This window comes from Cytobacillus sp. ABV4_503 (assembly GCF_056158445.1).
Map to the genome: position 1 here is coordinate 409,218 of NZ_JBSWTH010000001.1, position 13,167 is coordinate 422,384.

Below are 13,167 nucleotides of genomic sequence, written 5' to 3' on the forward strand. Positions count from 1 at the left end.
AGGAAATCCCATAATCAGGATTCCTGGCTTTCTTTTATTAATGCTTTACTGTGATTTTCTTCGGTTCGGATGTTAGCGACAACCCCTTTTCATCTGTTCCGGTAACCGTTACATAGTAGTCTCCATTTGGATATTCTTCGCTTGGATACCACTTCAAACCGTATATTGAATGTTCATTTTCGATATCTGCATATTCCAGCATATTTCCCTCTGAATCAGAGATTTCAATGTGCCAGTCCAATCGCTTATAACCAAAGATGAGCATCGAAGCTGGTTTTGTTTCATTGATGTTGGTTCCGGATACTTGCCAGAAATTGATGAATGGGTCTGCATGAAGCAGCTCCTTGTTGCCCCAATAGTTCACTCCTACATTGTGTACGCCATCAAGGGCGGATATCATCACGATTTCCGGTTTTTCATCAGATATATACTCCATTACCCCCGACTCAAGGGACTTTCTCTTCCCATTCACCCAAAGCATACTTCCGATATACCCGGTGTTTTCTTCTTGTACATTCCAAGTAATTTTATATTTGCCATCTTTTTGATCTTGCACTTGGATGTTCTCAACTCCAGGGGCAGCCCCGTCGATTTTGACTGGGATTTTCGTCTGCTGCGGTTTTGCTCCTTCATAATTCAAAGTACTTTCATACACATAAAAATAATCACCATCAGGAAGGATGTTCCCTTTGTCATCCTTTCCATCCCATAACATGTTATCAAATCCGTAATAGAAGTCTCTGTAAGCCATGATATTTTTCCGGAACGTATAAGGACTGCCGTCTTCTGTGTATTCAGTGAAATTTGTAATATTTATGACGGTATTTCCGTCTTTATCCTGGACGCTTAATGCCATTTCCTTCAAATTTCGGAAAGCTGTAAAAGAAGGATATATCCCAGTTACAATTGAGTTCGGCGAATAGCCAATCTGTTCAGGATTGAATTTGCCTGTGCTGTTGTCATAGCCCATTGGCAGGTTCAGCAGATCATTCCAAAGAACTGTATATGGAAGATAAGCATCACCGTTTACCGGGCTTTCATCGATGTTGTCGAGTGAATCCCATTCGCCGTAGAAGCCCATGAATGGCATGGTTAAAGTCGTTAGATCTTTTACAGAGCTTCCTTTTGGAACGAAGCGGACAAAGCCTTCCACAAAGCGATCTCTACTCAAGTTCTCTGGAAGTGTCACAGAGATTGTTACTTTATCATCGCGGTGTGGCTTATATTGGATCATGCCTTTGCCTTGTGTTCTGCCATTAATCTTTATAACTGCGTCTTCAACCGGGATGCTGTTTAACGTTAAGTACTCTTTTTTCTTGCCATTTACGGACCTCGTTTCTGTTTCGTCCGTCAGTACATCTACCTGGATTTCAAATTGGTGATTCGCTTTTTCCAGCTTTTTCGCCAAAGGTTCTGCATTCAGTGTAAACTCGAATGTGCGTCCGACTTCTTTAAGTGCAACAGATGCTGCCTGCTCAAGCGGTGCACCAACACGTTTTAATAGATAAGGTGTCTCTACTGCCTGTTCAATATTCATGAGGCCGGATCCTTGTCGTCTTGGTGAATATAGTGTGTTTTCATGGCTCGGATTTTTCAAGATTTCAGATGTGTTCATAAGAGCCATTTTTGCTTTCAGGACGGTTTCTTCATTTTTCGGCAGCCCTAATTCCTGGTAGTACTTTTGCAGAAGAAGCGCTGCCCCTCCCGCTACTTGCGGACTCGCCATGGAAGTACCGCTCATAGCTTCATATTCATTATTCAAAACCGTTGATGTAATTTTTCCGCCAGGTGCGGTAATTTCCGGTTTGAAGCTTAAGTCTGTCGGTGCCCCATAAGAAGAGAAATCCGACATTGGCTCTGTTGCAGGGTTCTGTACCCACATGCCTTCATCTGAAAGCTCTACTGAAATCTTCTCGCCGCTTTGAAGTCTTTCCATCAGTTTATTTCCTGATTTCAGTTCAGTTGTGACAGCTGGAATGGAGTTCAGCGAGAACCTAAGGTTTGGGAAATCTGAAAGTTCGTCTGGAGGGATTACAATTAGTGCTTCCGCTCCTTTTTTTGCCACTCCATATTGAAGAGTTGTATATGTAGAATAAGATTGAGCTGGTTTAGCGACAGCAATCTTGCCTTCGAGGTCTAATCCACCAAGATCATCACCGAAACCTTCGCCGGCAAAAACAAGCTCATACTCTGTACCTGCTTCAAGTCCTTCAAACAATTTTTTAGCAGTTGATTGATTTTGGTATCCCAGCATGGTTTCGTCGTTCAGCATAAGGGATTCGACTCTCATTAAGTCATTTTCGGAAGAGGCTACTTGAAGTGCTGAAGGTGTAATCCCTGGATCACCTACTACCCCGATATCCGGATTTTTCGCCAGTGGCAGGTCAGTGGTCGGCAGGAGGTTCTGCTTCGTGCTGTAAGAAGAATTACCGGCAGAAGCGACTACCAGAACACCGTTATCTGTCGCATACTTGACTGCCCGCTGAACAGGATCATTTGGGTCAGCAATTCCTGCATCAGATCCCAAGCTCATATTGATGACATCTGCTCCTGCTTCTACTGCATGATAAATTCCTGCTGCAATGTCATCGTCGTATGCGTATCCCCTTGAATCAGAAAACACTTTCTCAGCAATCAGCTGAACATCCGGCGCTACACCGACAGCTTTTTTCTGAGACTTTTCGAAAGCTCCGACAATTCCGGCCACATGGGTGCCATGCTTATTACTTGCCGGGATGACATCGGTATCTTTATCTGCCCAGTCATAACCTGTAGGGACTTTATCGGAATACCAGATGTCGTTTATTTCCGTTTTATTCAATGTTGTCTGGATATTGTCTTCATTGTATTTCGCATGTTTTTTTCCGTTTTCGGTAAGCTGAAGCGCTTCGTGACTGTGATCGATTCCCGAATCCACAATTGCGACGACCATTCCGTCCCCTGTGTAATTGTATTTCGTCCAAACATTCATTGCTTCAACAATTTCATTGCTGTTTATATCGTGATGCTCATATGTTTTCGAGATGCGGATGTCCTTAACGCCAGCCGTTTTTTGGATCTTTTCTGCTTCCTCAATGGTTGTCTCCATACTGAAGCCGTAAAAACCTTCAGAATATGTATGAATTACTTCTGAGGCACCGCTCCTTTTTTTCATAAAGCTGCTCTTTACTTGTTCCACCTTCTGTTCTGGTTTTTCTGTTTTGTCTACCTCTACTTCTACTTCTACTATTAGTCTGATATTCTCTTTAGGATCGAACTGGTTCAGGCCCTGTCCATATATTGGATGATCTATTGCACTATCTTTCCATAGGCTATCTAATTCAGCCCTAGCCTGTTTTGACAGAGGTATTTCCTGTCCTGCTTGCCCATTCTGCTTTGCCAGTTCAAACTCTGCACTTGCCGGCACTGCAATCCCTCCGGTAAGTAAAGCCGAAATCCCGATTGCAGACATTTTTTTCTTAAAGGAACTCTTCATCATTTCACCCTTTTCATATTTTTTTATGAAGATTCATAGGTGCAGAGGGGCTTTGTTTATGCCCCATGAAAATCCCCTTTTGTTCGGGATTTACATAATTATTTCTATTAGTAATGCAATATCCCTATTGGGGGAATTTTTCAGTAGATTCTGATCGAAAACCAATCTAACTTCCTTTTTATTCTGTGAAAATAGGTTTTGCACTTTCCTGAAAGTGAAGATAGACGGGTAAAGCGGTGGTAGTGATGGGGGGAATCTGTCCAGAGCAGCATTGAAGTAATGTCAGGGAGGAGGATTAAGAGGATAAAATTAAGGAAATTCTCCTAGATGTGAAAATAAAGGATTTCTCCGTTTAACGTAAAGGGGATAAGAAAATAAAAAGAGCCGTATTTAACATTGGAAACGTTAAATACGGCTCTGTGGAAATAAACAATCAAAGATTTAAGTAAATACCATTGAAAAAAATGAAGCCCTGTGGTAAATTTATATAGATGTGCATTATGTAATTAAAAATAAATATATTTTCCCTATTTTAATTATATAATGCAATCGTTTCGTTTGTCAACCCTTTTTATAAATTTTTTTAAGGAGTGTTTGCTATGAATTCGAAACTTCAGCAGGAGCAAAACCGATTGGACAGTGTAATGGGGACAATTGCGGAGGAAGTCAGCAGATTGGAAGAAGAAACCTCCAGGCGAAAAAACGAAGTGGTTCATATCCGCAAACACTTTTGGGATGAAGTTAAGGTGAATATTGATACCTTCGATGATTACCTGGAAACCATCATCGGGTTGAGGCAGGAGGCTCAGGCTCTTTCGGTCAGCCAAAGCACCCACAGACATGCATCCAAGCGCTTGTCCACGCTGCGCCGGATGGAGGAGGTTCCCTACTTCGGCCGGATTGATTTTATGGAAGAAGGTTCATCAGATCAGGAACAAATCTATATTGGCATCAGCTCACTGAGGGATGCCAGCGGCGAAAATTTCCTTATTTACGATTGGAGGGCACCGATCTCCAGTGTCTACTACGATTACCAGCCTGGTCCGGCCAGGTATGAAACACCCGGGGGCATAATCCGGGGCACATTGGAGAAGAAGTGGCAATATCTTATCCGCGGCGGCGTTCTTCAGTCTATGTTCGATACAAGTCTTACCATTGGCGATGAGATCCTTCAAGAGGTTCTGGGCAAGGGTACTGACAAACATATGCACAATATTGTAGCTACCATTCAACAGGATCAAAACCGCATCATCCGTCATGATCGCGGAAGGCTGCTTATTGTTCACGGTGCTGCCGGCAGCGGCAAGACATCTGCTGCCCTGCAGCGGATTGCTTATTTGCTGTACAAGGATCGGGATAATCTGAATGCGGAGCAAATTATTTTGTTCTCGCCAAATTCAATGTTTAACAGTTATGTATCCAATGTGCTGCCGGAACTCGGTGAAGAGAATATGCAGCAGGTCACCTTCCAGGGATATTTGGACCATCGGCTGAGTAAAGAGTTTGAAGTTGAAAATCCATACGGGCAGCTGGAATACGTGTTAACTGCAGACCATACCCCTTCCTACAGGGCAAGGGTTGCGGGCATTCAATTCAAAGCATCTGCCCGCTTTTTTGAGGCGATCCATGCATACATGAAGTCGCTGGAGTTATCGGGAATGCTATTTAAGGACATAAATTTCAGAGGAAAGCCGATTGTTTCCGCTCAGCAAATGGCAGACAGGTTTTATAGCAGCGACACTTCACTCCGCTTTCATAACAGACTCGAAAAGCTGATGGATTGGCTCATTAAGAGAATCAATGAAGCTGAAAAGGCAGAACGGAATAAGCCGTGGGTACAGGAGGAAATCGAGTTGCTCAGCAATGAGGAATATCATCAGGCACATGCCTATCTTGCGAAAAAACGAGGCTTTAAAGAAGATTCGATTCATGATTATGAAATTGAGCCTGAAGCGTTAGCCCGCTTGATTGTCCGCAAAAAGCTGAAGCCGCTCCGAAAACGAATCAGGGTGTTGAGTTTTATCGATTTTAAGGGGTTATACAAACAGATTTTTGCTGATTCCCTGCAGATCAAACAATGGTCAGAGACACCAGTGGAATGGGCAGATATTTGCCTGGCGACGGTGGCAATGCTGGATGAAGGTCACCTGCTTTATGAAGATGCTACTCCGTTTTTATATTTGAAGGAGCAGATTCAAGGCTTTCAGACGAACAGTTCGATAAAACACATCGTCGTTGATGAGGCGCAGGATTACTCGCCTTTTCAATTTGAGTTTCTGAAGCGCCTGTTTCCTGCCGCAAAGATGACGGTACTCGGCGACTTTAATCAGGCGATATTTGCCCATGCCAGCGATATGGCTGATTTTCAACCGCTTATGGGTCTTTGCGGACCGGATGAAACAGAAGTGATCAATATAGCAAGAAGCTACCGCTCCACAAAGCCGATAATTGAATTTACGCGAAGACTCGTTCCAAACGGCGAAAGGATCATCCCTTTTGACCGCAGCGGCAAGCGGCCCGAGCTGAAGCAAATAGCAGATCACGAGGAGCTGCACAGCTGCATCGCGTCTAAAGTCGCGGTTTTGCGAAGCCAAGAGTTTAAAAGTATTGCGATCATATGCAAATCGGCTGAAGAAAGTTTGCGTGCATATGAGGCCCTGTCCGGCATCGATGGAATTAAACTCTTGAAAAGCAACTCGACTGAATATGAACAAGGAGTGGTTGTCGTACCTTCGTATTTATCCAAGGGCATCGAATTTGATGCTGTCATCATTTATGATGCATCCGAGCATGTCTATGGTGATGAAAGCCTGCGCCGAGTTTTCTACACCGCCTGCACAAGAGCTATGCATGATTTGCAGCTCTACAGCGCAGGGGAACCGAGCCCGTTTTTGCAAAAAGTTTTGCGGGAAGGTTTCATCCAGGTCTGACCCGGCTGGGTGTATCCGATAAACAAATCTATCATTAACATAGAAAGAAGGATTGATTCAATATGTCGCAGGAAACCAATTCGGTTCAAAACAAACCGCCATATGGCATGATCGCCATTTTATTTATCGGGGCTTTTGTAGCGATATTGAATGAAACATTGCTGAACGTTGCCCTCCCATCCATTATGGAAGAATTCGATGTGAATGCAACTGCCGTACAATGGCTGTCTACAGGCTATATGCTTATTAACGGGATTTTAATACCGGCGAGTGCATTCTTTATTCAGCGATTCTCCGATAAGAAATTATTCATTACAGCCATGTCACTGTTTACTTTGGGAACATTCCTGGCCAGTATTTCGCCTGCATTTGGTGTGTTATTAGGGGCGCGGATGATTCAGGCTTCAGGATCAGCTATTATGATGCCATTATTAATGAATGTCATGCTTACCGCATTTCCGGTTGAAAAAGAGGGGCAGCAATGGGGATGTTTGGTCTTGTCATGATCACAGCACCAGCGATTGGGCCGACTCTTTCCGGATGGCTGATTGAACATTACAGCTGGAGAATGTTATTTGACCTTGTTCTGCCAATTGCTCTCTTAACCGTCGCCTTTGCAGTCTTTAAATTAAAAGATATTACACCGCAGAGAGCGATTAAGCTTGATGTCATCTCATTGGTATTATCAAGCATCGGATTTGGCGGCTTGCTTTATGGCTTTAGTTCAGCAGGAGAAAAAGGATGGGATAGTCCTCTCGTGTACGGCACGATTGTGATTGGGGCACTGGCTTTAATTACCTTTGTACTCCGTCAGCTTCGGATGGATGATCCTATGCTTGAATTTCGCATCTACAAATATCCAATGTTTGCCCTGTCCTCGGCCATTTCAATCGTGATAGCTGTCGCCATGTTTTCAGCGATGATTTTGATGCCCATCTATGTACAGACCATCCGCGGAATTTCACCAATGGACTCGGGTCTATTAATGCTTCCGGGAGCAATTGTCATGGGAATCATGTCTCCCATTACAGGGAAACTCTTTGATAAGTATGGGGCGAGAGTTTTGGCGGTGATTGGGCTGACCATTACCGTTGTAACATCTTATTACTTCAGCAGAATCGGCATGAATACGGCCTATTCTACCCTTGTTCTGCTGTATACCTTTCGGATGTTCGGGATGTCAATGGTTATGATGCCTGTCATGACCAATGGATTGAATCAGCTGCCGGCGATAAATAATCCGCACGGAACCGCTATGAATAATACACTGCAGCAGGTATCCGGCGCCATTGGCTCCGCGCTGCTGATTACCGTCATGAACAACCACACGAAAGAAAAAGCGGAGGAATTGGCTGCTGACACACTGGCCAATATGAGTGCCAGTGCAGCTCAGCCATCTGCACAGGCCGCAGCTGACATGCAGCAGCAAATCATGAATGAAGCGATGCTGCATGGCATTAATTTCACTTTCTTCATTTCTGCATTGATTGCGGTGATTGCACTCATCCTTGCTTTCTTTATTAAAAGAGTGAAACCCCATCATGAAAATCAAACAGGTGAAGAAGCGGCTGTTAAAGAGTGATCTATATGCTGAAAACCGGGTGGTATCCAGTTCTGATACCGCCCGGTTTTTTATTTAGCCACTATTTTTTTAATAAGAAAGGGGCGGTTGCGATAACTCCAATCACATATAAAAGCAATGCGAAGTAAGCAGGAAGCAGGTGGATGAAATCCGTATAGTTAATAAAAAAATGAGTTAAGATCCCGGCGGCAAATGATGGAATCGCCCCAATGGTGAAGGTCCACCACACCCATCTTTCCCCCTCGCGGATCCCCCATAAAGCCAGCATCAAGACCAGCAAGCCTACACTTAAAAGTGCGCTTCCAAATCCCGCACGGTCATGTGCGATCACAGGAATTAGCCGATCGTTAAACTCGTTCAGAGCTTCAGGAGTCAGGCAAAGATAAGCAAGGTCCGTTGGTACAAATACATGTGAAGCTCCAATGACGGAAATGACCATCCCGCCAATAGCTAATGAAAACCCCAGTATCACAAAGCAAAGCTGGCCGAATAAGCTCAGCTTCCACTGCGCACTGTTAAAAAGATTTGAACTGGAGGGAGATGCACTTGCTGTTCTTGATTTTGCATATCCCAATATAAACAAGGGCAGTAAAATAAGCCAGAACAGCCCATGTAACCAATCAAAATAACCGTAGCCAATAAACAGGACAATTCCCAGAAAGCCAATAGTTCCTGCTATATTTACTGCTTTTCTTGCCCAGTGGAGGCCATTTCTTATTCCATGCCTGGCAAGCTGCATATAGATGATTCCGCCTGAAATCATCGTTCCTGACAGTGTCATTCTGTCATGGGCCATAAAGTATAAAATGGCAGGGTTAAAATAAATAATGTCTTTCCTAAAGATCCCCAGAAATCTCTCATCATAGGGAAGGATCACCGAAGTCATGCTGAAAAACAGGGCAATGACCCCTGCAATGGCAATAGCCAAGCCAAACAGCCAGTACCAGCGCCATCCTTCCCCTTTAACAGGCTCCTTCTGGAATGTACTGGTATAGGCCTCATTTATCCTCTTTGGCAATCCGGGTCCAGTAAAAATGTACTCATCGCCTAACATAATTAAAGAAACTCCGCTTTCCAACAGTTTAATAGCATCTGAAGGCTCCTTAATACAGCCTGAAGTGATGATGGGGAAATCTTCGCTGTACAGCTTTCTGAGAGCTGCCAGCTTATGAAGGAGTTCTTCCAGTGAATCATTGCCTGTAATAAGAATTCCGTCCGGGCTATAGTCCAGGCTGAGAGTATCATCCTGTGAAAAAGAAAGGATGATAGGTTTATTTAATTTGTATTTTAATTGATTAAATTGGCTCGCTGATTGAATAGTATGGCTGCCCAAAATAAATCCGTCACTAAAAGGCAGCAATTCTTCACAAATTTGCATGGCTTCCTGATAAGTTCCTTCCACATTAATGAGGGAAGGGATTTTCTTTTTCTTTAGAGAAAGCAGCAGTTTCTTAGCAGCCGTTAACTCTACTGAAGCGTCCATTAATCTATGTATCTTTTCTTGTTTCGGGTCTGCATATAGTTCTTCTGCTGACCCTCGAATGGAAACGGGCCCGATTTCAGTAAATCCAAACCCCAGATTCTGAAAAGCCTTCATCCCGGTTAAGTGAGGATCAATCCTGCCGCTTAATCCGACTGGAGTGGAAAAATGAACGCCAAATACATTTTTCGCAAGCTTGCTGGAGGGTTCCATATGACCAAGAAATTCGATTAATCCTTCCCCTATACGGCTGGATGAAATCATGCTCATTCCGCGATGGATAAACTCCCGGCTGAAGGAAGGCGGCAGCTTCTGAAGTATGGGCTTAAAAATAGGATGATACGACCAATCCGGCAAATAAACACCTCCCATTTTTATCTATTTTAGCATATGCGTTTGGATGGACAGGTTGTTTATTGTGGTAAAGTAATGCTTTTTCTATTTTAATAATTGGAGCATTAAGATTTCATAGCCATTAACAAGGCTGCAAAATGTTTATTTCTATTGCAAATGCAACAAAAATAAGTTAGATTGAATACATAGTATTATTGCATTTACAACAAAAAACGTGTTGAGGAGTTGAGTACACTGGAAATTCTCCGTGAAATTGGCATGATCGCGAGGGCGCTGGATTCCATAAGCAATATCGAATTTAAAGAGCTTGACCTTACAAAAGGACAGTACCTGTACCTTGTGCGAATATGTGAAAATCCAGGAATTATTCAGGAAAAGTTAGCTGAGATGATAAAAGTAGATCGGACAACGGCAGCCCGTGCGATTAAAAAGCTTGAACTGAATGGCTTTATAGAAAAGAAAGACGATGAACAGAACAAGAAAATCAGGAGGCTCTTCCCAACAGAGAAGGGGAAAAATGCTTTTCCTTTTATAAAAAGAGAACATGAATATTCCAACGCGATTGCCCTAGAGGGATTTTCCGAGAAAGAAGCAGCAACCTTTTTCAAGCTGCTTCAAAGGGTTAGAAAAAATGTAGAGAAAGACTGGGAATATGTAAAAAAGGGGAACAAGAGAAATTATTAAGGGAGAGGCATAATGACTATTAATATGAAAAAATGTACGCTTGAAGATTTAAGAAGACTTCAGGAACTTAGTTATGAAACCTTTAATGAAACGTTTAAGGAACAGAATTCACCCGAAAATATGGAAGCCTATTTGGAAAAGGCATTTAACCTAAAGCAATTGGAAACTGAACTATCCCAACCTTCATCACAGTTCTGCTTTGTTGAATTTGAAGGCGAGACTGCCGGGTATTTAAAGGTTAATACCGATGAGGCTCAGACTGAAGAAATGGGCGATGAAGCACTCGAAATCGAGAGGATTTATATCAGAAGTTCATTTCAGAAACAGGGGCTTGGTAAATATCTGTTCCATAAAGCCCTGGAAGCTGCGGTGGAACTTAATAAAAAGAAAATTTGGCTGGGTGTATGGGAAAAAAATGAAAAGGCAATTGCCTTTTATAAGAAAATGGGGCTTGTCCAAACTGGATCCCACTCTTTTTATATGGGTGATGAAGAACAAACGGATTTTATAATGGTCAAGATTCTCAAATGATTTTTTCGAAGGGCGGATGATTATGTATATTCCAAAATACTATAAAGTCACAAATGCGGATGAAATTTGGGAGTTTGTTCAAAGTAACTCGTTTGGCACGATGGTCTCGACAAAACAAGGAAGACCCATTGCTACTCATCTGCCATTGCAGTTAATTTTAGAAGGAGATACGTGCTATTTAACAGGGCATATGGCATATGGGAATCCGCAATGGAGAACATTCGAAGCCTCTGAAGATGTACTGGTGATGTTCCAGGGGCCACATGCTTATATTTCTTCCTCCTGGTATGAGGAAGAAAATGTCCCAACATGGAATTATCAGGCTGTCCATGTATATGGCGAAGCCAGTATTCTGAGCGAAGAGGAATTAAAGCAGGACCTGGCCATGCTGCTACAAAAATATGAAAAACATCGCAAAAATCCAGTCTTATGGGATAAGCTTTCTCCGGAGCTTTTAGAACAGCAGATAAAAGGAATTGCTGGATTCAAGATTAAGGTAAAGGAAATTCAAGCTGCCGATAAATTAAGCCAGAACCGGAATGAAAGAGACTATCAAAACATCATTCATAAACTCTATGAAGAGAATGATTTTGATTCTAAGCAAATGGCCCAGGTGATGGAGGGGAAGGTAAAAAAGGGATTATAGGTTAGCAGGGAAGAACAGAGGAAATAAAATATCCCTCTGTTTTTTTAGCATCTGGAATATTATGTTAGTATTGATATAGAGAGATAAGCAATCAGGGAGATGGTAGTGTGGAGAGAAGAGTTGAATTATTTTCAGTAGACGATGTGACCATCGAGTATTCCGTTATTGGGAAAGGTGAACCTATTTTTGTTTTTCATGGAGGACACTCAAATTGCAACGAAGAATTTGGATATAAAGGTTTAGTAGAGAATGGATATTCCATCATTACCCCGTCAAGGGCAGGATATGGAAAGACTTCAGAAGCGATAGGGGAAAGTTTAACTGCTGCATGTGAATATTACGGAAAATTGGTAGACCATCTTCGCATTGAACAGGTTCATATACTGGCTATATCGGCTGGCGGCCCAACAGGTATCCGATTTGCCTCTTTATTTCCGGAAAGAGTTAAAAGTCTTACCTTAGAGAGTGCGGTTTCAAAGGAATGGCTTACACCGAAGGATCTGGAGTATAAGGCAGCCCACATTATCTTTCGGCCATCTGTTGAAGGGTTCACATGGAAGATGCTTGGTTTTTTCAGTAATTCCTTTTCAAAGGTAATGTTCAACATGATGTCTTCGCAGTTTAGTTCCCTCTCAAAAGAAGAGATTAAACAAAGAATTGGTGACAATGATATTGCGGAATTTAAAAAGATGAATAACCGCCAGCGATCAGGCAGTGGTTTTCTTATTGACATTAAACAAACCAAGGAATTAACCGGCCAAGATTTAAGATCCATCGCCTGTCCTGTTTTGATTCTTCATAGTAAAAATGACGGTTTTATTCCACTGAAACATCCTTATCACGCCCACAAAAATATTCCACACTCTGAACTCAGCGTACTTGATTCTTGGGGACATTTAATCTGGATAGGTAAATTAGCATTTGAAAGAGATGAGAAACTCACTACTTTTTTGGAGTCACATAAGCTTGAGGATTCTTTTTTTTATGAAACGTAACATTTACTAAATCATACATTAGGTATAGGGGGAAAAAGGTTTTAAAGGGAGGTGAAACCTCGGTATGAAAATCATTTTATTTTTGGCGATACTCGGTTTATGCCTGATTGGTTTTAATTGGCTTATGGGATATAGAAAAAATCATATCACCATTGATCTGGATGAGAGGTATGCGGATTTTAAAGAGTATGTTGAAGCAATCCAGAGTGAACTTGACAATCAAGGGAGAGAGGCCAGTTATATAGGGAATCGAAAATTTGTCATTGATGGCCAGACCTATATTTTCATAGAACGCAATGTTTCAATGGGAGGCGTTCCCCTGCAAAGAACCATTCTGAAACCGGAAAAATGACTGACCTGAAGTGTTATAGAGCGATAGCGGGATCCTGGGCTGTCATTAGGGCAGCTTTTTCTTATTGCCAGAAACAAGAAAGAAAAACAGCATTCAGTCTAAAACAGATACATAATGTATGAATTGGGTTTTGTCTTT

General features: G+C 42.4%; 8 protein-coding genes and 1 pseudogene. 7 read left to right on the plus strand and 2 right to left on the minus strand.

Going from position 1 to position 13,167, the window contains the following annotated elements; all coding sequences use genetic code 11:
• Positions 1–37 precede the first annotated feature (37 nt).
• Positions 38–3,475: a S8 family serine peptidase gene (locus ACXAD1_RS02140; RefSeq protein WP_474909317.1), complete on the minus strand. Its 3,438-nt coding sequence runs from the start codon at positions 3,473–3,475 to the stop codon at positions 38–40.
• A gap of 599 nt (positions 3,476–4,074) precedes the next feature.
• Here ACXAD1_RS02140 and helD point away from each other — a divergent pair.
• Positions 4,075–6,405, plus strand: a complete 2,331-nt coding sequence (gene helD / locus ACXAD1_RS02145) for an RNA polymerase recycling motor HelD (RefSeq protein ID WP_474909318.1) — start codon at positions 4,075–4,077, stop codon at positions 6,403–6,405.
• A gap of 62 nt (positions 6,406–6,467) precedes the next feature.
• Positions 6,468–7,987: pseudogene (locus tag ACXAD1_RS02150) on the plus strand (DHA2 family efflux MFS transporter permease subunit).
• Between the two features lie 61 nt (positions 7,988–8,048).
• Here ACXAD1_RS02150 and ACXAD1_RS02155 read toward each other — a convergent pair.
• Positions 8,049–9,824 carry a dihydroorotate dehydrogenase gene (locus ACXAD1_RS02155; protein WP_474909319.1) on the minus strand — a complete coding sequence of 592 codons (1,776 nt, stop codon included), beginning with the start codon at positions 9,822–9,824 and terminating at the stop codon, positions 8,049–8,051.
• 255 nt (positions 9,825–10,079) lie between these two features.
• On the opposite strand from ACXAD1_RS02155, the gene ACXAD1_RS02160 reads away from it, so the two are divergent.
• The 5 genes from ACXAD1_RS02160 (at position 10,080) to ACXAD1_RS02180 (ending at position 13,029) form a co-directional block, all read left to right on the plus strand.
• Positions 10,080–10,505, plus strand: a complete 426-nt coding sequence (locus ACXAD1_RS02160) for a MarR family winged helix-turn-helix transcriptional regulator (protein ID WP_474911279.1) — start codon at positions 10,080–10,082, stop codon at positions 10,503–10,505.
• Between the two features lie 12 nt (positions 10,506–10,517).
• Entirely contained in the window at positions 10,518–11,036 is a 519-nt protein-coding gene (paiA, locus tag ACXAD1_RS02165; protein WP_474909320.1) for a spermidine/spermine N(1)-acetyltransferase, read from the plus strand.
• Positions 11,037–11,058: 22 nt separating this feature from the next.
• Complete coding sequence (locus ACXAD1_RS02170; RefSeq protein WP_474909321.1) at positions 11,059–11,682, plus strand: FMN-binding negative transcriptional regulator; 624 nt, start codon at positions 11,059–11,061, stop codon at positions 11,680–11,682.
• A gap of 107 nt (positions 11,683–11,789) precedes the next feature.
• Positions 11,790–12,677, plus strand: coding sequence for an alpha/beta fold hydrolase (locus ACXAD1_RS02175; protein ID WP_474909322.1), 888 nt, complete (start codon positions 11,790–11,792; stop codon positions 12,675–12,677).
• A gap of 64 nt (positions 12,678–12,741) precedes the next feature.
• Positions 12,742–13,029 carry a hypothetical protein gene (locus tag ACXAD1_RS02180; RefSeq protein ID WP_474909323.1) on the plus strand — a complete coding sequence of 96 codons (288 nt, stop codon included), beginning with the start codon at positions 12,742–12,744 and terminating at the stop codon, positions 13,027–13,029.
• Positions 13,030–13,167 lie beyond the last annotated feature (138 nt).

Excerpts from the sequence above, each read along its gene's own strand:
- ACXAD1_RS02140 (WP_474909317.1), bottom strand. The coding sequence starts at position 3,475 with ATGAAGAGTTCCTTTAAGAAAAAAATGTCTGCAATCGGGATTTCGGCT.
- helD (WP_474909318.1), top strand. The coding sequence starts at position 4,075 with ATGAATTCGAAACTTCAGCAGGAGCAAAACCGATTGGACAGTGTAATG.
- ACXAD1_RS02160 (WP_474911279.1), top strand. The coding sequence starts at position 10,080 with ATGATCGCGAGGGCGCTGGATTCCATAAGCAATATCGAATTTAAAGAG.
- paiA (WP_474909320.1), top strand. The coding sequence starts at position 10,518 with ATGACTATTAATATGAAAAAATGTACGCTTGAAGATTTAAGAAGACTT.
- ACXAD1_RS02170 (WP_474909321.1), top strand. The coding sequence starts at position 11,059 with ATGTATATTCCAAAATACTATAAAGTCACAAATGCGGATGAAATTTGG.
- ACXAD1_RS02180 (WP_474909323.1), top strand. The coding sequence starts at position 12,742 with ATGAAAATCATTTTATTTTTGGCGATACTCGGTTTATGCCTGATTGGT.